The organism is Candidatus Woesearchaeota archaeon (assembly GCA_016187565.1).
Classification (GTDB): domain Archaea; phylum Nanobdellota; class Nanobdellia; order Woesearchaeales; family JACPJR01; genus JACPJR01.
The window spans coordinates 172092-197178 of record JACPJR010000010.1 but is presented as its reverse complement, the minus strand read 5'-3'; the positions used below and the strand labels follow the sequence as shown (position 1 = coordinate 197178).

The window sequence follows — 25087 nt, the reverse complement described above, 5'->3', positions numbered from 1 at the left end:
CTTTTGTTGACGATAGAATACCTCACAATTTGAATATTAGTTGACAAACTGAAAAACTATGTGAAGGGGTGTCTCATTTATAAAGTTTAAAAATAACCTATATACTGCAGAAGCGACAACTAATTACCGAATTATTCAAAAATATAAAATCATGAGAAAATATATATAAGATGATGTCTTTCATGGATCGATGACGGGTAGTGTAGTAGTAAGGCAGGATGGCCAAGGAACAGCGTTCTTCGTCCCACTTATGAACGAAAATATTGGAAGAGAGACTTTCCTTATTTCTGTTGAGGAAGAATCGCTTAGTGGAGAAAGACTCGGAAGAAACAGCAGTCCAGAAGAAACAACCAGTACTGACCCTCTTCCTTTAGGTTCTGAACCAGCACCAACTCTTGAATGGATTGTTATCCAACCCTCAGAAGCAATGCAAGGACTCACGGAAGGGTTAGAACAGATGGTTACCGTCATGCATGTTGACCAGACCTTGAGAGAATGGAAACACGAGAGTTTAGAAGAAGGGGCGTTACCATCCTACTCTGTAGTAAAACCAAAGCTAAACCCACATACCTTATCAACGCCAGAAGAGATATATGAACTTTCGTTACCATCTTTCACTAGCCAAGAACAAGAGCCATCTTTCTTTTCCAGGAGTAATCCCTATTCCTACCAAAAGAGTAGGCTTACAAATGACTTTCTGAATGAACTACTACATCCTGCAGAAATACGTTATCGAGAAGCATACGATAACAAAGAAGATAACCTGTATCGAATATATGGAACAGATGATCTACTCATTGCAGCTAGTGAAGGAAAACAATTTTCGGTTTACCAAGCAGCATTCAGGGAAATAACATACATACCATTACTACCCTCGCCACCTCTGCTACTCCCACGAGATTTTGTACGAAATTCTTTTGAGCCCACCACAAGGGGAGAAATATATGCTCCGATGAAGGCCTTGGATCAACCAATAACCGTTAAGCCTTTGAGAAGTGACGTCTATAGACAAGATACCCATGATACCTCTAAAAAGCCCACCTCTACTTCTGAGATATACTATCCATACGTTGCTTTCTTGCCCCAGACATACAGCGAAAGAGTCCAACCAAGAGTACCATCATATGACGTATGGAAAGATTCCAGGAAAGGATTTTCTTTTGCTTTCCCGAGAGATACAGGGCATGATCATCCAAGAATCTTTGATCATCCTAACATCTTACCTACCCATGTAGCACGAGGAATTTATCAGGGTAATCAGATAAAAGAGCTAAAAACAATAAGAGCAAGGCAAGAGCCAAGAGTAGCACAAGAGCCTTTTCCAAATACCTATATAAGAGAAGATAACAAGAACACGCATGACCCTCATGAAAGAACAAGTGGCGTTCGAGAAATGTCTATCGTTAGTTCTCGCTATTATGAAAAAGATCCGCAATTAGAAAATCTACGGTTAGAAGATGGAGCACACAAAGCAGTGGCAGCACAACAGGGGATTGACGAGCGAGGAGATAATAGCCCAAGAATTTCCGTGACAGCATTGACAGAACAGTGGCAAACACATCAAGGACTACAAGGATTTATTGAAACAGGAACAAGAGTGGCAGTAGGAAGAATAACAAGCCGCACAGAATATCATGAAAGAGAACAACAAGAAAGAGAAGAACAACCACAAGCAACGGTTACGTATCTTCTGTCACCAGTCTCTCCAATAGCTGTTGATCTGACTATTGATCTTCGTTGTGAAACAAAGACGTATACTCCACCCATCACACCAGCTGTCGCACAAGCCCTCAGTGGGGAAGAGAAAGATATAACACACATGCTCCATGTTCATGAGCCAAGATCTTTCTTCTGGAATGCTCAGAATGGCATCGAGAGTAAAACTGCTTACGAATCAAATAAAACTAGTAACACACCTAATACCAAGCAAGATCTTGAGATTAGCTTGCAAGAGGTCTATCGTGACGGTACTGCTTTACCAGGAATATTAACGCTTGTCGATTCGTACCACATAACTTCAGAGGATGTGCAGACAAACTATCGAGTTATTAAGGTATTTAATACAACAAAGGGAAGAGCAGAAAAGATAACTGTTGCTGGAGATACATTACTCGCTGTTATTGACAAGATCTTCACCGAAGCTGGCATTGAACCGAGATATGAGCTCCAAAGTTACCTTGATACCGCTACTCACCAAGAACGGGAAGGTCTTATTCTTACTGACGTTGGACCATTTGCACAGCAAGCCCTTTATCGATTGGGAAAGGCATTTGCAAATAAAGCAGGACTCTTTCTTGCTTTTGTCAATGGCGAAGAACCCGAAACAAAGCCAGGAGAACAAACAGCAATTGATGAGCAACGGGTAAAGCCAGGAGATACCATCACTTTAGCAGCAGTTGCTCAAGGAGTCTACCAAGGGGATTATGGAAAGAGACCGTCGCAATGCATGCTTGATTAAGACAGGCGCGCTCAAGTCAAAGAGTTTTTGAGTTGCGGCTATTAATAGAATGGGCGGGCTTTAAACTATTATTCCTGATTCCTTTAGTTTATCTTTTAATTGATTAACATTTTGAAAAAGAATAGTTCTCATTCCAAGTTTTTTTGCAGGTTTTATGTTCCTGTCCCTATCATCAATGTAAATTACATCGTTTGGATTTAGATTAAATTTTTTTAAGAATTTCTGATATATTTCTTTATCAGGTTTCCATGCATGTGCTTCAAATGAAAACAATCCAAAATCAAATAATGATACAAAATTGTATTTTTTATTCAAAAATTCTGTTCTGTCTTTTGGACTGTTTGATAGAAATGCAGTTTTAACTTTTTTATTTTTAAGACGATTTAACAATTGAACTGATTCGTCATGAGGATGATAAGATTCGAAGAATATTTTTTTGATTGCTTCAATATCGCCAACTTTCAGATAATCTTTTGTCTTCTTCCAGAATTCATCTGTTTCAACTAATCCGATTCTATACTCCCGGGCAAAAGACCCATTTAAGACAAACTCAACAGTTTCAGGATTTAACTCAAATCCGTCACTAATCCTTTTTACAGCTATTTTTAACCCATCATTAAAAAATACACCGCTTAAATCAAAAACCAATATCATATGAACCAATAGATTGCTATCATTAATAAAGTTTATTAAAGCCCGCCCTTAATGTAACTATTAGACTTTGTCCTTTAAGACGCCGCAACTCAAAAGATCAACAGCGAGCGAATGAAAAACGTTCAAGTTCCTTCTCAATTGCCTGAGCATTTTCAAAACGCTGCTCATCTGTTTTGAAAATTCTGGTATGATGATAGCTTCTGCCATTCTTAACAGCGAACTTATGTTTCTTGTGGAGGAGTTCATGATACATGATGTAATCAAGAACCTCTTGGCGGACATTTTGTAAAAGACTACTCATCGTAATGGTATCTCTTCCGTAATCATACGATCCAAGCTTTCTGCTGCTTTCTTTTCCCCAGATAAGGTTCGGCTGATCCATCATACCAGAAAAGTATTTATCATTCACTCGGTGAAACGATGCCACAAGTTCTGGAGGGGCATCAATGCGAGGAGCTGCAAGATGAGCGTGCTTCATAAAAAGATGATACAATTCCATGTTTATGGTTGTTCTTTTTTTCTTGAAGAGTTTAACCAAAAGAACTTGAATCAGCCCAAGGGTAATTTCTATATCAATCTCCTGCCATTGCTTGCTCATAGCAATCTCAAGAATATTCTTTCGTGGATATAACTTAAGGTTCGCATTGTAGCCAACAAATTTCCCAGAATAGATTATGCTTGCTTCATACGGAAACTGGCTTTCTGGAAATAATTGGATATATGCTTGTTCGAGCAGGTTCATGATCGTGTGATATGTTTGGTTTTTTTTCGTGTTATTGATTTGGATTTTGATGTATTATGATCATTTAAATGGGGTTGATTGAAAATGTTTCTAATATTTTTTACAAGATCACGATAATTGTTGTTCACCATCACCAAAAGAGTATGTCCTCTTCCCTCAGCTTCATGAAGGCATACATCAAAAATCTCACATTCTAAATTTTCAGTTACCTTTCGTTTGTTGTATTTCCGAAGAACAAAACGTTGTTTCAGTTTTTTCAAATCACTTTTGCAGATAATACATAAATGAACTTCACGAGGAGATAAATAATGGGAAAGGTGACCATCAATAACTGATCCTTCAGGATGCAATCGAATCCATTGCCTAACAGCAGGTAGTAATTTATCAATGGCAACAATAAAACATTTCCGCTCATCGTCATAAGCATCTGAAAGGTTTTTCTGTTTGATTAATTTTTTAAGAGAAAGATAAGGGAGCTGTAACCGCTTTGCCAGAGCTTTTGCAAGAGTAGTTTTTCCTGTGCCAGGTGTTCCAGAAACAATAATCGGTTTCATAAGGCTTATGAAAAGAAGTCATTTTCCACAACGTTTTTCAGTTCTTTAAGCTCTTTTTCAAATTTTTCTTTTGCAGTAATAATCTCGTTGTATTTTTGGCTCAGGACTTTTACTTCTTGGGCATAATTTTTCTGCGAAGATCCAGACAATGCCTGATTTTTCACCATCAATATCCGTAACTGTCGTTGGATAAGGTGGATTTCATAATCCAGTTGTTTCATGACCTCGTGGAAGGTATAAAGTCCCTTAAAAATGCTTTTCAATCGTAATGATATTCGTCGAGCATCGGCAAAATCTGTATTAGCCTTTTTTTCAGCATCGCTAATTTTGGATAGAATCGTTTCATGCATTAATCGCGTCATCTCATTTGCATGGTTACTTCTTTCGATAAGTTGTTCAACTGATCGGTGTTTCTCCACAAGATCATTATCTATTCTCTCCCTCAGCGTTGCAAGTGTATCTACATACCTAGAAAGAGAAGTCAGTAAAGACCCCTCCACCGTAACTTCATTTTTTAATTTTTCGACTTGCTCATCAAGTATTTTTTTGCTTGGCATTGGTATCACTAAAGCTTGTCATGCTGGAAAGAGGCTCATCTTTTAAGAGACTTAAACGCTCAAGCGCATCCTTAAGATAAGACTCCTCAACTCTAATTTTATCAAGGTTTTGTTTCAGTACCGAAACTTGAGTGGTTTGTTCTTTCATTTTTGAAGCTACCTGTTCAAAATTTTCTTTTTCAAGTCCAATCTGTTTTTCTATGGCTTGGATTTTTGTAAGAAACTCTTCATGATTTGTTAGCAATTCTTTATTCACTAAACGTTCCTCTTCCTGGTATTTCCTGATGGTTTCAAAATCCTTTTGAAGATCTGCAAGATCAAAATTCAGTGTATCCCGTAATTGATTGTATTGTTCTTTTAATTTCTGGATGTTAGTGATTTCGTTTTCAATACTCTGCAATGTTCCTTGAACATTCTCCAAAAAGAGATTTTTTTCTTTAATAAACGATTGTTCACGCTTTGTCGTCTCTTCTTTGGTTGAGGTTCTCAACACAAGATACTCTTTTGCAAGACGATACTGAATGGTAAGAGTTCCTTCTTCTTCCATGGAGTATGCCCATTGGCGGACAACTTCAAGCGAAACACCAAGTTTAAGAGAAGCATCCTGCATAGAAATCTCTTTATTCTGTTGTACGAGCGACATTAATTTATCAACACCTGTCTCGATAACCTTCTGAACCATGCGATTTTGGAGGGATCGCTAGTATATAAATCTTATGACTTATCGAGAAAAAAAAAGAAAAAGAGTGGTTACGTAGATACATTTCCATTATTTGTTTTGTTTTCCACTTGCAACTAAATCCTCATGCTGGCGTGCTATTAGCTTAAGGTATTTTTTCAAGTCATCTAATGATTGACTTTGTCTGATTTCATCAGCAATAAAAGGAGAATCAAGAATATCCTTAACCCAATCTGCAAATAAATTTTTGGTAAGCGTAACATATTCCTTATAGCTGGCTTCATCAAGTTGATCGACAACAAAGGCAAGATCTTCGATATGCTTTACCTGTTTACCATCACGAAGTTTAAGATAATGTTCATGCTCCAATGTTTTTTCTCTTTCAACAACTCTCACCAATTCTTCCTTTAATCTTCTTTTGGGCCTTACCTTTCGTGAATGTGTCAATAAAGATTCTTGTCTTCGGAAATGCTGAGCGATCATAAGCACAAAAAAAGCAATGATCGAGTATATTGCAAGAAAAATGGCCCCTTGAAAAATGGGAGGAGAAGCTGCTGAAGAGGTAAGTACTTCAATCATCTGTTTACTTAAGGTCAATGGATGAAAGGAAAAAACAAAACTCCAACGCTCTGGTAAAAGTGTCAAGGGTAAGAATTGATCTGAGGTAAAGAAAAATAATGCTGTAAGGGAAAACGCTGCAATCATTATTGAACTTTCAGATGAAAAAACATAGCCGATAATCATGCCTATAAAGACAAAGAGTGTAAAAAACAAAAAAACCACTAACAATATTAAGGGAAGAGAAAAAAAGAGGGGTAATGAAAAGAAATACCGGCTGCTTAAAAACAAGAGAGCAATAGGAACTATAAAAATAAGTAACAGGCTGAGATAGCTAGCAACGAGAAAAATGATGTTAGGCGTTGGTGTGGTTAGATTGCGGAAAGTTGCTTTACTTGTTTTCTCTTCAACAAGCAGGAGCGAGGAAAGCAAAATGATTAAAGGGAGCAAGGTTCCAAAAATAAGAAAAGGTACAAGGGCTTTATTAAAAACCGAGGCAAATCCAAAAAGAAGAAAAACTGCAACAAAGAGGTAAATGATTAAGCTACCCTTACTTCTCCAGAGGAGAGCAAGATTTTTTTTCATAAGCGCCAAGAGCTTTATCATGTTTAGGACTTCCCTCCTTTATTTGCTTCCTCAATAAGTTGCTCAAATACTTCTTTTAAGGTTGGACGTGCAACAGAGATATCGAGCAGGGCATCCCCACTTTCTTTAATAGATTTAAGCGCAAACAGAGCTGATGCCTCTAGGTTTGGCGTCGTCAGAATAAGATGCCCATCTTTGACAGTTACTTTTTTGATATCAAGTTTGGTGTGTTCTTTTTCAAGAAGTTTAAGGAGAAGATCATAGCTTCCTGACTGTGTCTGGAGATGGATCTCTTGTAACTTGGAATGATAGGCACGCAATTCTTTTGGTTTTGCAATTTTCAATACTCTTCCATTGTAAAGCATTAAAATCCGGGAACATATTGCCTCAAGTTCTTCACCATCATTTGAAGTAATGATAACGGTTGTTCCCTTTTCGTTCATCTTACGGATGAACTCCCAAATCTTTCCTTTAACAAATGAATCAACATCAAGAGTTGGCTCATCAAGGATGACTATCTTTGGATCATGGATAACGGCACATGCAATATCCAATCGCTTCTGTTGACTATGAGACAAGTACATTGCGCGAGTATCCGGAACAGTAAGCAAATCCATAAGGGCCATCAGGATTTTGATATTCGTTTGTTGCACATCGCCAGAGAGACCATACATTGCAGCAAAATAGGCTAAGTTCTCACGAACCGTTAATAATGGGTAAAAGGAAGGCTCCTGTGCTGCAAAACCAAACTGCTTTTTTAGTTCAGGTAAAATCTCTACAACAGAACGAAACGGAGCAGCATCACCCATATCAAGGACATGCTGAGCCCGATATTCAACCGTTCCGGTAAGAGGCTCGTCAAAACCAACTAATAAATGTAACAATGCTGTCTTTCCAGAACCACCCGTCCCTAAAATGCCAAAGATTTCCTCACGCTGTACTTCAAAACTAATATCCTGAAGAATAGGCTTCTTCCCGTAAGCCTTACTCAGATGTGAACATCGCAACAGGGTTGGTAATGATGTGGAAGGCATGAAAACTCGAGAGTGCTTGACTATTTAAATATAACGAAAGATTTCTCTTTTTTTCGATAGTTACCGAATAATTTTCGGGAAAAGAACCAAAAAATATATAAAAATTAGTCTAATACTTGGTTGAGGTACATCTACGTACATAGATAGGGATAGAAAGATGGGAAAACAAAAAACTATTGAAACCATTAAGAAAGATAACCACGCTCTTGGATCAGCAATAGTCTGGGGACTTGGTTTTAGCCTCTTAGGCGCAGTCTTATGGTTTGCAGTTGTTGTACTCACTGAATTTCAGTTTGGCATAGTTGCTATTGGCGTAGGGTACCTTGTTGGATACGGTGTCTATCAGGGATCACATCACCGGATGAACCTGTCTGTGAGAATTATAAGTGTGATCTTGGCGCTCTTTTCCTTAATTATTGCGGAATATTTGATTGCCAACCACTATATCCATCAGGCACTGGTAGAAGACTACGCATATACTGGCTCTTATTTCCTAGCCATTGGTCCGACATTTTCAATAATGCTCGAGGGTCTTATTGCAGATCCTTTAACCTTCCTTTTTTGGGCGATTGCCCTTTATGCTGCTTTTCGTGGTCCATGGGGTCAAGAGTAGAAGTAAAAAACCTAAAATAATCTCTTCCGAGGCATTTTCAGACGACTTGTCTGCGTCAGTATTCTTTTGTCCATTATAGGGGAAAATTCAAAAGGCACATAAACGTAACATTTAAATAACAACTGTCTTTTTTTAGAGACAGATGTTACAAAAAAAAAACATATTTTTTAAAGAATCGTCATTTAATGTCGCTGGACTTATCTTTACTTATCCAAATAAGTCCTTCCACATTCGCATGCTTGAAAAGGAAACAGGATTTTCAACAACCGCTATCACCCGAGTAATTGACGAATTTCGTGTTCACCAGATCATTACCATAGAAAAAACTCCCCTGACAACGAACATTCAAGCAAACGTAGAATCCCCAACATATTACTCCTACAAAAGGATTTTTAATTTATATCAGCTAGAACGAGAAGGCATTGTTGCTACCCTTATTGATTTGTTTAAACCGAAAGTTATTGTCCTTTTTGGTTCATATGCCAGAGGAGAGGATGGAGAAAAAAGTGATGTAGATCTGCTAATAATAACCCCTTACCCAAAAAGATCGGGTGATACCGGAAGATTCTTGGAAAGGGGTGAGAAAACATTAAAAAGAAAAATAAACCTTCATATCTTAACCTCTCTCAACAACAGTTCTACCGAATTTAAGAATGCACTTGCGAATGGAATTGTTCTTCAGGGTTATCTAAAGGTTGTAGAATGATCCACTCATTTCAACAATACCTCGCCTTAGGAAAAGTAAAAAAGAAGACTCCTGACCCCGAAGAGGCACATGCACTTCTAAAAAAATCTGAGCAAAGAATTAAGTATATCCGAATAAAGAAAATAGATAACGATACTACCTCTTTTATCCTTGAAGATTCTTATGAAGCGATAAGAGAATCAACACAGGCGTTGATGTCAATAAAAGGGTTTAAACCCTATTCCCATGAAGCTACCATTAGTTTTCTTAAGTCATTTTATGCGGCAGATTTTAGCGAAGAAGAATTGGCAATTTTTGATCGTTTCCGTCTTCTTCGAAATGATGCTGTGTACAAAGCTACTAAAATTATGGAGAGCGACGCAAGAGAATCATTTGGCTTTGCAGTAAGATTCATTAAAAAGATAAGGAGGCTTCATAAAGAAATCAGAAACCTTTAAATAAAACAAGAGATTTTCTTTAAATTATGAGCAGTCTAACTGAACAACATCATGTATTGAACGAGTTAGATAGCCTTAGGTATTTCTTTTGGAATTTTGCATATTTCTTTTACTTTGGTTAAGGCCCTCGATAAGCTAACTTTTTCCGAGCCTTAACAAAAACCGTCAGTTCTTATCAAGGGCCAGGCATCTTGCGGACAAAGTTAGTCTACAGACTAAGGTGAGAAACAATGATCATTGTGTTGAAACCGACAGCAACAAAGGAACAGGTTACTGTTATCAGTAAAAGGATTGAAGAAAGAGGATGGCGGGCAGTCCCGTTTCAGGGAGTAGAACGTACCGTCATCCATGTGCAAGGCGATGTACGAGATGAATCAATAAGCAGTTACCAAAGCCTGCCAGGGGTAGAGAAAGTAGTGAGAATTCTTAAACCCTATAAACTAACGAGTAGAGAACATCATACTGAGCAGACTATTGTAAAAGTTGGGAATGTCCATTTCGGGAATGGAGACTTTGTGGTTATTGCAGGGCCATGCTCTGTTGAGAGTGAAGAACAGATTATGGAAGCAGCACGACTGTTAAAAAAACTCGGCATTAAGATCATGCGAGCCTCTGCGTTCAAACCAAGAACATCACCGTACGCATTCCAAGGCTTAGGCATAGAAGGTCTCAAACTATTGAAAAAAGTGAAAGAAAGGACCGGGCTTTTGGTAGAAACTGAAGTTATGGATGTACGTGATGTCCCTATTGCAGCAGAGTATGTTGACGTTCTCCGTGTTGGAGCTCGAAATATGCAAAATTTTGATCTCCTCAAGGAAATGGGAAAGATAAAAAACCCCGTCATCATCAAACGAGGAATGGCAGCAACCATCAAAGAATTCCTGATGGCTATTGAATACATCCTTGCTAGCGGTAACAAGAATGTTATTCCCTGTGAACGAGGCATTCGAACCTTCGAGACAGCCTACCGAAATACCCTTGATCTTGGTGCTGTAGCAGTCCTTAAAGGAGAAACACACCTTCCGATTATCGTTGACCCAAGTCATGCTGCAGGTGCCAGAGAACTTGTTGGCCCATTAAGCAAGGCTGCTGTAGCTGTAGGAGCAGATGGCTTGTTGATTGAGTGCCATCCCCACCCCGAGGATGCGCTGAGTGATGGAGAGCAGTCATTATCTCCAGAACAACTGAAACAGCTCCTTGAGGAACTTAAGCCGATCTGCAAAGCAGTAGGAAAGAAATTATAGCAAAGCACACAAATCTTTGAAGATAAGAATAAGTAAAAATCAAACCATGGAAACCATAGTCATTGCACCGGAAAGAAGGAAAATACAGTACCCAGTAATGATTGGAAAGGGGACATTGGGAAAGCTTTCGTCTTTCGTTAAGCAGCACTTTCCTGCAAAGAGAGTAATAGGTGTCATTGATGAAACCGTGCACAAGAATCATCAAGAATTGTTGAAGAAAAATAGTGTTGCTGCTTCTGAAATAATTATTATCCCTTCAGGAGAAAGGTATAAAACCAGAGAAACAAAACAAAACATCGAGGATGAACTTCTAAGAAGAGGATATGGCAGAGATACAGTTCTTATTGCCATTGGTGGAGGAGTTATTGGCGACATGGCTGGATTTGTCGCTGCAACCTACATGCGTGGCATTCCCTTGATCCATGTTCCCACGACACTCTTAGCCATGGTTGATTCATCCATCGGAGGAAAGGTTGGTGTCAACACATCGCAAGGAAAAAATCTCATTGGATCATACTGGCAACCCAGTGGAGTTATTGCGGATCTTGAATTTTTAGAAACATTACCAAAGCAAGAGTTCTTGAACGGAATGGCTGAAGTCATCAAAGGAGCAACGATAATCGATAGAGAATTTTTTATCCTTCTTGAAGATCATGCGAAAGAGATCCTCCAAAAAGAAGGAAAGTCACTCCTCAACATTATCAAAAGAAGTGTTGAAATTAAAAAGAGTATTGTTGAGGCTGATGAAGAAGAACAAGGGTTACGACAGGTACTTAATTTCGGTCACACCATTGGTCATGCACTTGAAGCACATCAAAAGTTTACCATGAAACACGGCCATGCAGTAAGCATAGGCATGATGGTTGAGAGTCTTATCGCCGTTCACCAAGGCGTGTGTGCAAAAGAAGAACAAGAAAGGCTATCACGACTACTCGTAACCTATGGTCTACCGACAACGCTTCCCTTCCCTTGTTCCCACGAAGATCTTATACAATTCTCTATGCTTGATAAGAAAACACAAAAGCATCAACCACGGATAGTCATGCTCACCAAAATAGGAACCATAAAGCATGACCAACAAAATGGTCACCCGAGATATACCTTTCATTTTAATGAAGCAATACTCATGCGGTGCTTAAAGGAATGTGAACCATGATAGTCATACAACCCCCACGTGAACTCAAGGGAAGCATTACTATTCCAGGAAGCAAATATTGGGCAAATAGAATGCTTGCTCTTGCAGCACTCGCGCAAGGAACTTCACAATTGGAAAATGTACCCGAAAATAATGATATTGACCATGCGCTTTATGCGCTCGAAGCATTCGGTGTAACCATAACAAAAGAAAAGGGAAGCGTAGTTATCACAGGAACAAATGGAATACTCAAGAAACCAAAACAGCCTATTGATGTGGGCGAATCTGGAACTTTACTCCGCTTAACAACAAGTCTTGCTGCATTAGCACAGGGAAAAACAGTAATTACTGGCAGTAACCGAATCAAAGAACGACCAATTCTTCCGCTCCTCCAAAGCCTACAAGAACTTGGTGTTACCATAGAACCAAGAACTACAGAACATGCTCCCTTTACGGTTATTGGTGGGACCTACAAGGGTGGAAAAACAAATATTTCTGGAGATATAAGCAGCCAATTTATCAGCGCATTGTTACTTATTGCACCTTATGCTCAGGAAAAGGTGACTATTGAGGTTCATGGTAATCTGGTATCAAAACATTATGTGGATCTTACAATAAAGGCAATGCAGCAGTTTGGTGTCACGGTAAAACGAAAAGCCCACACTCTGTTCAGCATTACTCCACCGCAACATTACCAAGCACAAACATTCTCTATTCCTGGAGACTGGAGCTCGGCAAGTTATTTTATGGCAGCAGCAGCGATCGCTCCTGGTGAAGTAATCCTAAAAGGTCTTAATTTGGATGAAAAATCAGGAGAAGCGCAGTTTGTTACGATTCTTGAAAATATGGGATGTACAGCAAGGAAAACCAAAAACATGCTTCAGGTTATCGGACCACACAAACTTAAAGGAATAACCGTTGATATGGGAACAATGCCCGATGTTGTTCCAACGCTTGCAGCAGTTGCTGTATTTGCGAATAGTGTTACACGAATAACCAACATCCATCAACTACGATACAAAGAATCAGACCGTATTACAGCACTGCAAACCGAACTCAAGAAAATAGGCACGGACGTAGAAACAACTGAGAATGAAATCATCATCAAACCAAAAAGGCACAACCAAGAGAACGATGGAGAAGAAGATAACAGACAAAAAACTATCCTTCCGGTCATTAATCCGCACAATGATCATCGCATTGCCATGAGCCTTGCGCTTCTTGGTTTAAGAGGCAGGGGAGTGAAGATAAAAAATCATGCGTGTGTCAACAAGTCATTTCCACGCTTTTGGAAAATGCTCGATCAGATAGGAGCAAAAGTGATGGAGGATAAGTGATGAGTAAGCATATCATTTTGATAGGATACCGAGCAGTAGGAAAATCAAGTGTTGCTCAATTACTGGGAAAAAAATTGCAGATGCCTATCGTGAGTACTGATCAGGAGATTGAAAAAAGGGTTGGCAATATCGAGACGTACATTAGTGCCCAGGGATGGGAGAAGTTTCGTGATATCGAAAGTAAGGTCTTGGAAGAGATGTTAATATCAAAGAGAATAACAAACTGCATTATTGATACAGGGGGAGGTATTGTCGAAAGAGAAGAGAACTGTAGACGACTCAGACAGATGGGAACAATATGTTGGTTAAGATGCTCTGTTGAGGTGTTGCAAGAACGGTTGAAAAAGACACAACGCCCATCGCTGACAGGAACCTTACCTGCACATGAAGAAGTTGGGATGATACTTAAGACACGAGAAAAAAAATATAAGAATCTCGCAGATTGGATAATGATGGTCGATGGAAAAGATACTACTCGTATCGTTGATGCTATTCTCAAAAAAATGGATAGCCAATGTAAAATCGTAGCAAGTATTGGGACTACAACATTAGAGAATATACGTTTACTTTTAAAGCGAGTTCCTTGGTACATTGATCTTGTAGAACTTCGCCTCGATATGATTCAGGAGATAGCAAAGGAAAAGGACGCCACAAAACTACAAAAAATAATCAGGGAAATAATTACCAAAAGTCCTGTACCTGTAATTATAACAAATAGGCGGAAAGCAGAAGGTGGATTATGGACAGGAAGTGAAGAAAGCAGAATAAGAGTACTAGAATCTGCCAGAGATCTTGGTGCTACGTACATTGACATCGAATGGACAACTCCCCAGAATTTACGAGAAAGATTAATGAGCAAAAGATCCGTTACCGAAGTGTCTCAAAGTACTCCTGGGCACTTTCATAGAAATAGAACACAGAAGATCATTCTTTCGTATCATGCAAAAAAAGCAGCATCAAAAAAAGAACTCGAGGATATGTATCAGCAAATGCAGAAAGAAAAACCAGACCTCATGAAGATAGTTATGCCTGCAACAAATCTGCTTGATAATCTGCGTTTGTTTGGATTTGTGGAAAATAAACATAACATCATTGCATTCTGTAGCGGCATACATGGACAAATTTCACGAATACTTGCACCAAAGTATGGATCATGGGCAACCTATGGTTACTTTTCTGGAGCAGAGAAAACAGCAGAGGGGCAATACAGCGTTGATGAGCTCTGGCATCTCTACCATTGTCACAAGATAAACAGACAAACAAAGGTATATGGCATCATTGGTTTACACGCAGAGCATTCCTTATCCATGTACATCCACAATGCTGGCTTTTACGCACATGAACTCAACAACGTGTACGTGCCATTCAAGATTGGAACAGAACAAGAACTTCATACCTTTTTGAGAGATTACCGTAGAGATATTGAAGGAGGATCGGTAACAACACCATATAAAGAACGTATTCAAGCAGATCTTGACAGCATCGACATAACTGCAAAAAAGATTGGTGCAGTAAATACCATTGTCAGAGAAGGTAAAAAGTGTAAGGGAACAAATACTGATTGGTATGGTGCTCTCCAGGCATTAAAGGAAAAAACAAGACTTCGAGGAAAAAAAGTTTTGCTTATTGGTGCTGGTGGAGCAGCCAAAGCAATAATTTATGGTCTCCTTAGGGAGAAAGCAGAAGTAAGCATCTGCAATAGAACATCCGCACGAGCAAAAGAACTCGCAAGAGAATGGGACATCACGGTAATACCGTTCACTCAGAAAGATAAAATAGCTCCACAATACGATATTATCATCCAAGCCACAACCATAGGGATGGTAAATCTACCAAATCAGGATTCACTCTTGACTCATGCACAACTTCATAAGGATCAAATAGTCATGGATATTGTGTATAATTCAGAAGAGACAAACCTTATTAAACATGCACGCTCAGTAGGGTGTACGGTTATCACCGGAGAGAGAATGTTACTCTATCAAGCAAAAGAACAATTCAGAATATGGACAGGAAAGGATCTTGAAACAGAAGCAACACAGAATATAATTCATAATACTCTTGTAATATAGCAAAGCACACAAATATTTGAGCATAAACGTTGTGCTTTGCTTGTTACGAGCGAGCATCTATTTGCTCAATGAATTATGCGAGTGAGTATAGCTAAGGGGAGATGAGGAGGGATAATATGCCAGGAAACAGCTTTGGATCTTGTTTTCAAGTAACGAACTGGGGAGAATCACACGGTAAGGCAATAGGAGTCATTATTGATGGATGTCCTCCTCTTATAGAACTCAGCGAAGCATATATCCAAAAGGCACTTGACCAAAGGGCACCAGGACAAAGTACGATAACAACTCAACGAAAAGAACCAGACACCGTAGAAATCCTTTCTGGAGTTTATGAGGGAAAAACAACAGGAACACCTATTGCTTTAATGATCAAAAACGTTGATGATCAGAAACAAGATTACCAAGGAATAAAAGCCTTGTTTAGACCAAGTCATGCTGACTATACCTATACCACAAAATACGGTATCAGAGATCCCTTTGGTGGAGGAAGAAGCTCTGCACGATTAACTGCAGGAAATGTAGCTGCCGGAGCAGTTGCTTTGTTAGTTTTGCAACACGAAATAAATAAAGGGGAAGAAAGAGAAAAAGGAAAAAAGGAAAAAACCTTGTCGAAAAACCTTGAGATTATTGCTTATGTGAAATCAGTAAAGGACGTAACCGCTCATATTGATCCAAACAAAGTAATGAAAGAAGACGTTGATCAAAATAGAGTGAGATGTCCTGATAAAAAAGCCGCTGCAAAAATGATTGCTTGTATCACCAAAGCTGCGAAAGATGGAGATTCAGTCGGTGGTATTATTGAATGTGTTATACGAAACGTTCCGTCTGGATTGGGAGAACCAATCTTTGACAAACTAGAAGCAGATCTTGCAAAAGCCATGCTAAGTATTAACGCAACAAAAGGCTTCCAAGTCGGATCTGGTTTTCAAGGAACAACCATGTATGCCAGTGAACACAATGATACCTTTACTCTACAACAAGGAACTATTCAGACAAAAACAAATTACTCAGGAGGAATTCAAGGAGGCATCAGCAATGGCATGCCTATTATTTTTCAAGTCGCATTTAAACCACCAGCGAGTATCAGAAAAGAACAACAATCAGTTACCACCAAAGGAAAATCAACGACCATTGCGATTACCGGAAGACATGATCCCTGTGTTGTACCACGAGCAGTTCCGATTGTTGAAGCCATGGCTTCCATCGTACTCTGTGATCATTATTTAAGGAATCGTGCACAGTGTGGAGAATGCCGTAGAGAATACCATGAATAAAGGAAAAGAGAGGATAAAAGTGAGGAATAGAGAAAAACTCAGAGAAGAAATTGACAACATAGATGATGCACTAGTAAACCTGCTTGCAAAGCGAATGAAAATTGCAAAGAAAATTGGAACGATGAAAGTAAAAGAAAAAATGCCTATCTACGATAATAAACGAGAAGAAGATATATACCGAAGAGTAATAATACAAGCAAAAAAGAAAAACATCTCCGAGCGTATGATTCGAGCAATCTATGAAGAGATCATCACCGCAAGCAGAGAAGTACAGCGAGGAAAAAACCATGAATCTTTCAAAAAAAATCAATGACCTCCATGAATCAAAAACCGTAAAATTTGCAACGATTCTGGCAAAATTAAAACAGGAAGGAAAATCTATCATCAATTTTGCTATGGGAGAACTTGATTTTCCAACTCCTCAAATTATTATTGATGCAACAAAAAAAGCACTTGATGGGCAAAAAACAAAATACACAGCAACAGGAGGAATAAGCGAATTAAAGCATGAACTTATCAAAAAAATAAAACGAGTGAACAATATTGATGTCAATGAAAAAGAGATTATAGTAACGATCGGCGCAAAACAAGGAATATACAACGCATTGCAAGCCCTCTGCAATCCTGAGGATGAAGTCATCATTCCAACGCCATATTGGGTAAGTTTTCCTGAACAAGTAAAACTAGCAGATGCTGTCCCTCGATTTGTACCGACCAGAAATAATCATCTTGATAAAAAACTCATTGAACAAGCGATAACAAAAAAAACAAAAGCTATCATTATTAATAGTCCTTGTAACCCGACAGGAGCAGTCTATAGCCAAGAAGAGTTAGATGAAATTATTACATTAGCAGAACACCACAGCCTCTTTATCCTTTCTGACGAAACGTATGAGGATCTGGTTTACACAGGAAAGCACATCAGTATTGCATCGTTACATCCGAATGCCAAAAAACGAACAATTTCATTTTACAGTTTCTCGAAAATCTATTCCATGACTGGATTCCGTATCGGATATGTTGTTGCAGATCCTTTACTTATACAAATGATGGAAAAACTCCAAAGTCATACCACCACCAATGCCTGTACCTTTGCTCAGTACGGAGCTCTTGCAGCACTTACCATGGATGCTCAGGAAATGAATGACCGAATCAACGAATTAACCCAGCGACGAGATATTGCCTATGCATGTACCAAAGAATTATTCCCCTGTGTAAACCCCGAAGGAGCATTCTATCTTTTTCCTGAGGTAACACCATTTGCTCATCGTCATGGATCTTGTGAAGAGTTCGTTGCTTATCTCCTCGAGAAAGCAGGAGTTGCTGTTGTTGCTGGAGATGCTTTTGGTTCTCCAAACCACATTCGGATCTCCTATGCATGCTCGCAGAAAGATATCAAGGAAGGATTTCAACGAATACGCCAAGTGATCTCATAAATAAACACGCGAGAAATAATATGCCAAAAATACAAAAAAAATCAACCCAATCAAGCAAGACTAAACAAAAAACTGTTGGTATCATTGGGTATGGCCGCTTTGGTCAATTAGCAACACGAGAATTGATAAAAGATTTCCCTCTAAGGGTGTATGATACAAAGAACATGAAGACCATGCAATGGACGCCGCTTCATGAGGTTTGTCAAGCAGATTACCTTATTCTCTGTGTTCCTATAAGCAAATTAGAGAACGTACTTACCTCAATCAAGAGTCTGGTGAAACCTCCAACGATTGTCATCGATGTGTGCTCGGTAAAAGAATACCCTGTACGACTCATGAAAAGAATCCTTCCTAAAAATATACCTCTTTTGGCAACCCATCCGCTCTTTGGCCCTGATAGCGCTGCAATAAGTATTCGAGGAAGAAAGATTGTTTTGTGTAAGGTGCGATTAGACAAGAAAACCTATCACCGTATACAACAATATCTTACGAAAAAAGGATTGGTCTGCGTTCACCTCAGTCCGCAAGCACATGATCGTTTGATTGCAGAATCTCAGGTATTAACCCATGTTATTGGCCGTGCATTACAGATGATTAACGCTAAAAAGACCCCTATAGACACTGAAGCATATGAACGATTACTCCATATGTGTGAGGTAGTACAGTACGATACCGTTGAACTTTTTAAAGATATGAATCACTATAATCGTTTTACACCAAAAACACGTGCGAAACTGAGGAAGGCATTACAACAGATCGAGAGGTGGCTATCGAATGAACATCGCATACCAAGGAATTAAAGGATCATACAGTGAAGGAGCAGTTTCCAACTATTTTGGGGATACATACAAAGGAACGCGATTAAAAGCAAATGGCTATGAATCTTTCGAAGATGTCTTTGAAGCCGTAATAAAGAAAAAAGCAGATGCCGGAGTCATACCTGTGGAAAATAGTATTACTGGAGGTATAACCCGTAATTATGATCTGCTTCTCAAAGAGAATGTTGTGGTTATCGGAGAAGTCTTCTTACCGATTCAGCATCACCTTTTAGCAACCGAAGGAAGTTCATTGCAAAAAATAAAAGTGGTTTATTCTCATCCCCAAGCCCTGGAACAATGTAGAGATTTTCTGAGAAAGCACGCATTAAAAGCAACCCCTGAATATGACACTGCTGGTGCAGCAAAGATGATCAAAGAGAGAAACAGACCAGACCAAGGGGCTATTGCAGCAAAACAGTGCAGTGCTATGTATGGATTACAGATTTTAGCAGAAGATATTGGTACTGTAAAACACAACATAACCCGATTCTTTGTTTTTGTCAGGCCAGAGAATATACCAAGAGAATGCAAACAAGAAAAAACAAGTATTGCCTTTAAGACTAAACACCGTCCTGGAGCACTGGTTAATTGTCTTCAGCGATTAGCCAAGAACGGCATTAACCTGACAAAACTCGAGTCAAGGCCAATTCCTGAAAACCCCTGGGAATATGTTTTCTATGCAGATTTTGAGGGTGGCTTGCATGATCCAAACGTAAAATTAACGCTCAATGAGATGGAAGCCTCATCGCTTATGATAAAAATACTTGGCAGTTATCCAAAGGGAACAAAGACGAAAGATATTTATAACTAAAACACCTCACCACCGAGACCTTTGAACAAAAGAGAGAAGAAGCTGTTGTTATACCATAAGCAAGAAATAAATTGACGTTATTGTCAGAGGTGAGAGAGATGACTAATTGCGAGATGTGCGGTACTCATGGGGATTTATTTCTCACGATGATCGAAGGGACAGAATTAAATCTCTGTGCTTCCTGTAGCAAATTTGGAAAGATTATCAAAAGAGCCAATGCACAACCACTTCAACTAAAGACAAAGACAAAAACCCTTCATCAAGAAGAAGAGCTCGTAGAATCTATTGTTGAGGACTATAGCGAACGCATTAAAAATGCACGTGAAAAACTTGGTTTAAAACAAAAAGAATTAGCAATGAAGATTTCAGAAAAAGAATCCCTTATTCATAAGATTGAATCGCACCATATTGAGCCATCTATAGTTTTAGCAAGAAAACTCGAGAAATTTCTCCAGGTAACGCTTGTTGAAGAAGTTAAAGAGACAAAGGAAAATATTGCCAAAAGAAAAACCGATACCTTAACTCTCGGAGATCTTGTTACCCTCAAGAACAGATCAGGGTAGCAACGTAAAATAAAGTAGTTAACTATAACAGAAAACCTAAATTTTTGATATTATTTGTTAGGTTTTCTAGTATATAAAAGAGCAAAAATCCTACTAAAAATTATTGTCCTCTATTATACTTTGACATACTCTCTTTTTTTTCTTCTTTTCCTTCCTTTTTCTGCTTTTCAGCTTCTCGAATTAAAGCTGCGTGCTCTTTGACATGGAGATAAGCAAATCCTATCAGAAGAACGAAAACAAACACGACAAAGGCAAGGAAATAGGTATAGAACGTAGGTCCTTTTTGAGAAATTGCTTGAGCTGATTCATTCCTCACCGCAAGGGGGATAGCTGATGTCTGGTTGTCATCTCCAAGGGAATCTGAGATATTTGTCGTTACATTCTCTTCTAAGTCTGGAAGCTCAAGATTTTCAGGAGTTTCATTTACTAACTCACGCAGTATCGGCTTAAGGGCTATAACAAAATACGAGAATCCCAACGAACTTGCAGTATAGGTAACGACGGTCTGGTTTTTTTTGACAACCGTTGTAGGCAGTTCTTCCCAAACCCCGGTATGATCACGCAGGAGAATGACTTGTTGAGTTGTTACGTTGTTTACAGCAAGAAATGTCTGGTTGACGACAAAGATAAAAGTAACATTACTAATATTTTGGTTATGCAAATGTTGTGTGCTGATATTCAGGTATTGGTAGGGTACCAGTGAAAAAACAGGCACGGTATCAGGAAGGCTGTTCAAGGATTTTGCCGTAATAGTAACATCTGAAAGATTCTTTGCAGGAACAAAAGCAATCTGCGTTAAAGCAATGTTGTTTGAGGTTACATTAAAACTATAGGTTTTTCCTTGTATAACCGATGCCCAAGAGTGAGATACCTCATTTTTCGACGACAATTGACTTCCGCCCCCGCCTCCACCACCCCCACCACTACTTCCACCACCAGAACTACAGGATTGGGTTAAAGATCCTGTATAATCTCTTCCACAAGAATTACTATCAGCCCATTCATTACAGGTTTGTAGGTTATTACTACAACTACCCCATGAATTACAGGACCAAGAAGAAGTACACGAATAATTTATCTGCTCAATGCCTGAGTGTTGTAATGGCTCAACGAGGAATCTGCTCGCGGTAGTGTTGTAGGTACAGGTGTAATTATTTTGCTCTGTTCCATCACACTGAACTTTTATCTCAGATGTTCCGGTACAATTGCCGTTTGTATTCAACTGATCAAGTGAAGTTATTGCAAGATCCTTAATACAAATTCCGGTTGCATTAGGAGTAAGATTCTGGAGAAAAAATTTCTTTGTCGTTCCACTGAGATTAAGCCCATAGATTAATAGCGATGTAAAATTATTCCCTGATTGTCGTTCCTCAATTTTGAGAGCAGTTAAATCAAGGACATTCTGAATCGTAAAATTATAACTGAACTGGACAAGGGGTCTACTCTCTTTTCTGAGTTCTACGGTGTTCGTCTCTGCAAATAAAACCGAGAGATTTGCTGATTCATTGACAAGAATGGTGACATTATCAAGAGGGGTGTTAATACTGCTGCTGTTTCCTTTTAAAGTATCATTAGCGTCAACAATACCGTCATTATCATCATCATCATCGAGATAATCGGGGATACTGTCTTCATCAGTGTCTTTAAACCGGGTGGTAAATATGGAAGAGTGATTGGCAATTAAACGATTTCCTGCAACATCAGTAATGGTATCATAAACTTGGACGGTAAAGGTCTTATTTTCTGGCAGGAATAAATAGGGACTAAAGATTACTATGCGTGAGTTGTTCAAGAACTGAAATGATCCTTCAACCTGAGTGTTGTTACTTGCATTTGAAGGGTAAGTTATGGTAAAGGTCTGGTTGGTAACCGTGGTATTAAGGACAGATTCTGAGAACGTCAGGGTAATATTTGTTCGTTCAGTTACATTGACACTTGCATTCTGAGGAATAACTGAAGTAACATTTGGCAGTAGCGTATCAATGGTAACGGTATAGTTTACCGAACTGCTATTGTACTGAGCAGTACTACGATTGTCATATGCCAAACAGTTCCATAAAATCGCTGTATCATTGAGGGATGTTCGCTGAAATGAAGAGGTGTTTTGTGTTCCATTAACCGTAATGGTTTCATTTGCCGTGAAATTACCGGTATAGTTCCAGTAAAAAGTGATGTTGGTTAATTGTTTGTCATCAGTTGCCGAACAAGTAAAAGAGACATTGTTCGTTGTACTGTAGCTGTTATTTTGCGGTGAGACGAGCGTTACTCTAGGAGCAAGATCTTGATCGACGCCAAAAACATGAGTTATGGATTCCGCATTGGTATTATTTCGAAGATCCTTACACTTATAGAAGAGCGTGTAGTTTGCTCCCTCCTGCAAAACACTGTTATTCGAAAAGTTAAATGCATGGGCCGTGCTATTAGTCAGGGTAAAAGAAGTTCCATTTGAAAATGCAAAACTCACATTTGTTTGGTGATAATGGCATTCTGCTTGCTCATGGGTTGTTAGATTTATCCATGTCCATAGTGTGTCAATACTCAGATTAGTTGCATTTGCCGGATAAACAAGCGTAATGCTTGGTGCCTGGTCAGGAATGTGGAAGACATGCGTTGCTGCAACATAGTCCTCAGTTTGTGCTGAAATATTGCATTTATAGTACAAGGTGTATGAATTTCCCTCACTCAGATTGGTGAGATTAAAGCTATGAAGCGTACTACCGGTGATGTTAAACAGCGTCCCTTGACTGGTAAAATTGAACGATCTATTCTCTTGGCTGTATTTACAGGTAGTAGACACATTGGTTGAAATATTTACCCAGCTCCACGTGGTGGTGTCAGAGAGATTTGAATTATTCAGAGGGTATTCAAGCGTAATAGGCAAGACTAATGAAGCAAGAGCAGCACTCAAATTAATGCGAGAAAAGGTAAGATTATTTCCTGTATCAGCGACTACAAGGCCAGTAGTGTTTAGAATCGTTTGAAGCTGGGAAGGTGTTAGATTTCCTCCAGTCTGGAGTCTTCTGTATTGAAGAAGTAACGCAGCACCGCCTGCAACATGGGGAGTTGCTTGCGATGTCCCGGTCATTGAGGTTGTACCGCCGTTTCTTGCCGTAGAAGTAATAATAGCCCCAGGAGCCATAAGATCAAGCAAGGCATTGCTGTTGGAGAAACAAGCAACCTTGTCAACGGCCGTAGTAGTATCAGTACACCCTGCCGTGGGATATGTCTTTGAGCCAAGATCAGCATCATACGTAGCTCCGACTGAAGTTACATTTGAAGCGCAGGCAGGAGAAGAAAGATGAGTTTTATTACCGTCATTTCCCGAGGCAGCAACGACATAGATTCCCAAGGCAACTGCTTCATTTGCCGCACTCGCGAGAGGATCACTATCACAAACAGCACTGAATTTACCTCCGCCTAAACTCATACTCATGACTGAGATATTATACGCAGCTTTATTATCCATGCACGCATCAATTCCTGAGATAATCCATGAATTTAAACAGGCACCTCCTGAATTACAAGACTTGATCGCTGCAATACGTGCACCTGGCGCAACCCCAGTAACCGTACCATTGGCAGCAACAATTCCAGCAACATGCGTGCCATGACCATGATCATCAAGAGGATTGTTGTCACTATTCACGAAATCATAACCCGTAATAACCTTACTGCAATTCCCTGCAGTGAATTGGCTTGACGTACAGTTCCCTAAACTTTCATGGGTATAATCAACGCCAGTGTCAATGATACAAACAGTTTCACCTGAGCCAGTAATATTATTACCATGTAAGATTGTCCCTTGGACATTGTTTGCACCAATAATGCCCAGGCTTTCGGTGAGAAAAATCTGGTTTTCTCGATCATAATGTATCGCTTTAACAAGAGGATGACGCTGCAGTTGTTTTAAGCCATTCTTGGTAACGCGTGCACTCAAGCCAAAAAGCGTGGTAAACCGGCGCTGAATCTGAACATCATCAGATGAAATATCCTCAACAAGCGTATCCTGAAGTGATGCAATGATGAGTTTATTCTGCTGAAGAGCAGCCTGTTTCTCCTGTGGAGAGGAGAATGAAGCAAGAGGGATGCCAGCACTTTTGTCTAACTCAATGATAACCGGAACAGACGTATCATGTTGTAATGCTGAAAAAACCTGTGCATCAACAGAAGCGAGTGATGGAGCGAACGAAGATGAAAGAGACGAAGACGGGGAAAAGGAAGGAAAAGAATGAGCATAAAAACCACTTATCACTAAGAAAAAAAGGAAAACAATCACGATCACCAAAGGTCTTGATAGCTGGCCATACCAAGAGCCGGAAACAGAGGAAAGAAACCCACGGCTGGGAGTGCAAGAATACGATTTTGGGGGTGTTGTATCTGCAGAAAAATCCCAGCGGTGGGTTGAAAAAAAATCATGATGCCTCATAATCACGTTCATACCTCTTTTCTTCTAAAAGTACCAATTTTCTTCGAATAAAAGGAAGTTTCCAATAGGTAAGGAACATTTTTAGATCTTCATCAGCTCTAAAAGGGGCTAAAAGAACTGTTTTTCCTATATGAAAGGTTTTTGTTCTTCTAACGATTCCAGATCTTCCATCACGGCCTTTAAGCGCATAATAGAACCTAACCTTATCAGTTTTTGATAAGCATTCGGTAGAATATGAATATAACACCATCGGTCTTCCTCTCTTTTTCTCGGAACTACCCATGAAGTTAATTTAATTAACATAGGTTATATTTAAACATTTGCTTGTTAAATTAACTAACAAAATAAGTGTTAATAAGATTAACAAAAAAGAATTTTAAGTACATTAATGTTA

Annotated in this window: 23 protein-coding genes; 14 read left to right on the top strand and 9 right to left on the bottom strand. The window is 39.1% G+C overall.

Features of this window, described 5'->3' with window-relative positions:
• Nucleotides 1-190 precede the first annotated feature (190 nt).
• Nucleotides 191-2458: a hypothetical protein gene (locus HYW21_03585; protein MBI2548408.1), complete on the top strand. Its 2268-nt coding sequence runs from the start codon at nt 191-193 to the stop codon at nt 2456-2458.
• Nucleotides 2459-2518: 60 nt separating this feature from the next.
• Here the strand turns inward: HYW21_03585 and HYW21_03580 are convergent, their stop codons facing one another.
• The 7 genes from HYW21_03580 to HYW21_03550 form a co-directional block, all read right to left on the bottom strand.
• Nucleotides 2519-3112 (bottom strand): HAD family phosphatase, encoded by a 594-nt coding sequence (locus HYW21_03580; GenBank protein MBI2548407.1) that lies wholly within the window; start codon nt 3110-3112, stop codon nt 2519-2521.
• 97 nt (nt 3113-3209) lie between these two features.
• On the bottom strand, nt 3210-3854 hold the full coding sequence (locus tag HYW21_03575; protein MBI2548406.1) for a SprT-like domain-containing protein: 645 nt from the start codon (nt 3852-3854) through the stop codon (nt 3210-3212).
• Nucleotides 3851-4408 (bottom strand): AAA family ATPase, encoded by a 558-nt coding sequence (locus tag HYW21_03570; GenBank protein ID MBI2548405.1) that lies wholly within the window; start codon nt 4406-4408, stop codon nt 3851-3853. The genes HYW21_03575 and HYW21_03570 overlap by 4 nt, the downstream gene beginning before the upstream one ends.
• A 5-nt stretch (nt 4409-4413) precedes the next feature.
• Nucleotides 4414-4965, bottom strand: coding sequence for a hypothetical protein (locus HYW21_03565; protein ID MBI2548404.1), 552 nt, complete (start codon nt 4963-4965; stop codon nt 4414-4416).
• Nucleotides 4943-5647 (bottom strand): hypothetical protein, encoded by a 705-nt coding sequence (locus HYW21_03560; protein MBI2548403.1) that lies wholly within the window; start codon nt 5645-5647, stop codon nt 4943-4945. The genes HYW21_03565 and HYW21_03560 overlap by 23 nt, the downstream gene beginning before the upstream one ends.
• Before the next feature lie 87 nt (nt 5648-5734).
• A complete protein-coding gene (locus HYW21_03555; GenBank protein ID MBI2548402.1) occupies nt 5735-6808 on the bottom strand; it encodes an ABC transporter permease in 1074 nt (357 codons plus the stop codon).
• Between the two features lie 2 nt (nt 6809-6810).
• Nucleotides 6811-7821: an ABC transporter ATP-binding protein gene (locus HYW21_03550; GenBank protein ID MBI2548401.1), complete on the bottom strand. Its 1011-nt coding sequence runs from the start codon at nt 7819-7821 to the stop codon at nt 6811-6813.
• Nucleotides 7822-7978: 157 nt separating this feature from the next.
• Here HYW21_03550 and HYW21_03545 point away from each other — a divergent pair, with 157 nt between their 5' ends.
• The 13 genes from HYW21_03545 to HYW21_03485 all read left to right on the top strand — a co-directional run bounded on the left by HYW21_03545 (nt 7979) and on the right by HYW21_03485 (nt 20267).
• Nucleotides 7979-8434, top strand: a complete 456-nt coding sequence (locus HYW21_03545) for a hypothetical protein (GenBank protein MBI2548400.1) — start codon at nt 7979-7981, stop codon at nt 8432-8434.
• 142 nt (nt 8435-8576) lie between these two features.
• Complete coding sequence (locus HYW21_03540) at nt 8577-9140, top strand: nucleotidyltransferase domain-containing protein (protein ID MBI2548399.1); 564 nt, start codon at nt 8577-8579, stop codon at nt 9138-9140.
• Nucleotides 9137-9577, top strand: coding sequence for a hypothetical protein (locus tag HYW21_03535; protein ID MBI2548398.1), 441 nt, complete (start codon nt 9137-9139; stop codon nt 9575-9577). The genes HYW21_03540 and HYW21_03535 overlap by 4 nt, the downstream gene beginning before the upstream one ends.
• Before the next feature lie 230 nt (nt 9578-9807).
• Entirely contained in the window at nt 9808-10821 is a 1014-nt protein-coding gene (aroF, locus tag HYW21_03530) for a 3-deoxy-7-phosphoheptulonate synthase (GenBank protein ID MBI2548397.1), read from the top strand.
• Nucleotides 10822-10867: 46 nt separating this feature from the next.
• Nucleotides 10868-11977, top strand: coding sequence for a 3-dehydroquinate synthase (aroB, locus tag HYW21_03525; GenBank protein ID MBI2548396.1), 1110 nt, complete (start codon nt 10868-10870; stop codon nt 11975-11977).
• On the top strand, nt 11974-13293 hold the full coding sequence (aroA, locus tag HYW21_03520) for a 3-phosphoshikimate 1-carboxyvinyltransferase (protein MBI2548395.1): 1320 nt from the start codon (nt 11974-11976) through the stop codon (nt 13291-13293). Before aroB ends, aroA begins: the two co-directional genes overlap by 4 nt.
• Nucleotides 13293-15365 (top strand): shikimate dehydrogenase, encoded by a 2073-nt coding sequence (aroE, locus tag HYW21_03515; protein MBI2548394.1) that lies wholly within the window; start codon nt 13293-13295, stop codon nt 15363-15365. The genes aroA and aroE overlap by 1 nt, the downstream gene beginning before the upstream one ends.
• Before the next feature lie 116 nt (nt 15366-15481).
• Nucleotides 15482-16639: a chorismate synthase gene (gene aroC, locus HYW21_03510; protein MBI2548393.1), complete on the top strand. Its 1158-nt coding sequence runs from the start codon at nt 15482-15484 to the stop codon at nt 16637-16639.
• Nucleotides 16632-16952 carry a chorismate mutase gene (locus HYW21_03505; protein MBI2548392.1) on the top strand — a complete coding sequence of 107 codons (321 nt, stop codon included), beginning with the start codon at nt 16632-16634 and terminating at the stop codon, nt 16950-16952. Before aroC ends, HYW21_03505 begins: the two co-directional genes overlap by 8 nt.
• The gene (locus HYW21_03500; protein MBI2548391.1) at nt 16927-18075 is read left to right on the top strand and encodes a pyridoxal phosphate-dependent aminotransferase; all 1149 of its coding nucleotides are present in this window, start codon (nt 16927-16929) and stop codon (nt 18073-18075) included. Before HYW21_03505 ends, HYW21_03500 begins: the two co-directional genes overlap by 26 nt.
• A 20-nt stretch (nt 18076-18095) precedes the next feature.
• Complete coding sequence (locus HYW21_03495; protein ID MBI2548390.1) at nt 18096-18875, top strand: prephenate dehydrogenase/arogenate dehydrogenase family protein; 780 nt, start codon at nt 18096-18098, stop codon at nt 18873-18875.
• A complete protein-coding gene (gene pheA / locus HYW21_03490; protein MBI2548389.1) occupies nt 18850-19704 on the top strand; it encodes a prephenate dehydratase in 855 nt (284 codons plus the stop codon). Before HYW21_03495 ends, pheA begins: the two co-directional genes overlap by 26 nt.
• Nucleotides 19705-19802: 98 nt before the next feature.
• Nucleotides 19803-20267: a TIGR00270 family protein gene (locus HYW21_03485; protein MBI2548388.1), complete on the top strand. Its 465-nt coding sequence runs from the start codon at nt 19803-19805 to the stop codon at nt 20265-20267.
• Between the two features lie 100 nt (nt 20268-20367).
• On the opposite strand, the gene HYW21_03480 is transcribed toward HYW21_03485, so the two are convergent.
• Together HYW21_03480 and HYW21_03475 are read right to left on the bottom strand one after the other, a co-directional pair.
• On the bottom strand, nt 20368-24543 hold the full coding sequence (locus tag HYW21_03480) for a S8 family serine peptidase (GenBank protein ID MBI2548387.1): 4176 nt from the start codon (nt 24541-24543) through the stop codon (nt 20368-20370).
• A 136-nt stretch (nt 24544-24679) separates the two neighbouring features.
• A complete protein-coding gene (locus tag HYW21_03475; GenBank protein MBI2548386.1) occupies nt 24680-24943 on the bottom strand; it encodes a hypothetical protein in 264 nt (87 codons plus the stop codon).
• Between the last annotated feature and the right edge of the window lie 144 nt (nt 24944-25087).

What these genes read in the sequence shown, in the direction of transcription:
- HYW21_03585 (MBI2548408.1), top strand. Translation starts at nt 191, where the DNA reads ATGACGGGTAGTGTAGTAGTAAGGCAGGATGGCCAAGGAACAGCGTTC.
- HYW21_03580 (MBI2548407.1), bottom strand. Translation starts at nt 3,112, where the DNA reads ATGATATTGGTTTTTGATTTAAGCGGTGTATTTTTTAATGATGGGTTA.
- HYW21_03575 (MBI2548406.1), bottom strand. Translation starts at nt 3,854, where the DNA reads ATGAACCTGCTCGAACAAGCATATATCCAATTATTTCCAGAAAGCCAG.
- HYW21_03570 (MBI2548405.1), bottom strand. Translation starts at nt 4,408, where the DNA reads ATGAAACCGATTATTGTTTCTGGAACACCTGGCACAGGAAAAACTACT.
- HYW21_03565 (MBI2548404.1), bottom strand. Translation starts at nt 4,965, where the DNA reads ATGCCAAGCAAAAAAATACTTGATGAGCAAGTCGAAAAATTAAAAAAT.
- HYW21_03560 (MBI2548403.1), bottom strand. Translation starts at nt 5,647, where the DNA reads ATGGTTCAGAAGGTTATCGAGACAGGTGTTGATAAATTAATGTCGCTC.
- HYW21_03555 (MBI2548402.1), bottom strand. Translation starts at nt 6,808, where the DNA reads ATGATAAAGCTCTTGGCGCTTATGAAAAAAAATCTTGCTCTCCTCTGG.
- HYW21_03550 (MBI2548401.1), bottom strand. Translation starts at nt 7,821, where the DNA reads ATGCCTTCCACATCATTACCAACCCTGTTGCGATGTTCACATCTGAGT.
- HYW21_03545 (MBI2548400.1), top strand. Translation starts at nt 7,979, where the DNA reads ATGGGAAAACAAAAAACTATTGAAACCATTAAGAAAGATAACCACGCT.
- HYW21_03540 (MBI2548399.1), top strand. Translation starts at nt 8,577, where the DNA reads ATGTTACAAAAAAAAAACATATTTTTTAAAGAATCGTCATTTAATGTC.
- HYW21_03535 (MBI2548398.1), top strand. Translation starts at nt 9,137, where the DNA reads ATGATCCACTCATTTCAACAATACCTCGCCTTAGGAAAAGTAAAAAAG.
- aroF (MBI2548397.1), top strand. Translation starts at nt 9,808, where the DNA reads ATGATCATTGTGTTGAAACCGACAGCAACAAAGGAACAGGTTACTGTT.
- aroB (MBI2548396.1), top strand. Translation starts at nt 10,868, where the DNA reads ATGGAAACCATAGTCATTGCACCGGAAAGAAGGAAAATACAGTACCCA.
- aroA (MBI2548395.1), top strand. Translation starts at nt 11,974, where the DNA reads ATGATAGTCATACAACCCCCACGTGAACTCAAGGGAAGCATTACTATT.
- aroE (MBI2548394.1), top strand. Translation starts at nt 13,293, where the DNA reads ATGAGTAAGCATATCATTTTGATAGGATACCGAGCAGTAGGAAAATCA.
- aroC (MBI2548393.1), top strand. Translation starts at nt 15,482, where the DNA reads ATGCCAGGAAACAGCTTTGGATCTTGTTTTCAAGTAACGAACTGGGGA.
- HYW21_03505 (MBI2548392.1), top strand. Translation starts at nt 16,632, where the DNA reads ATGAATAAAGGAAAAGAGAGGATAAAAGTGAGGAATAGAGAAAAACTC.
- HYW21_03500 (MBI2548391.1), top strand. Translation starts at nt 16,927, where the DNA reads ATGAATCTTTCAAAAAAAATCAATGACCTCCATGAATCAAAAACCGTA.
- HYW21_03495 (MBI2548390.1), top strand. Translation starts at nt 18,096, where the DNA reads ATGCCAAAAATACAAAAAAAATCAACCCAATCAAGCAAGACTAAACAA.
- pheA (MBI2548389.1), top strand. Translation starts at nt 18,850, where the DNA reads ATGAACATCGCATACCAAGGAATTAAAGGATCATACAGTGAAGGAGCA.
- HYW21_03485 (MBI2548388.1), top strand. Translation starts at nt 19,803, where the DNA reads ATGACTAATTGCGAGATGTGCGGTACTCATGGGGATTTATTTCTCACG.
- HYW21_03475 (MBI2548386.1), bottom strand. Translation starts at nt 24,943, where the DNA reads ATGGTGTTATATTCATATTCTACCGAATGCTTATCAAAAACTGATAAG.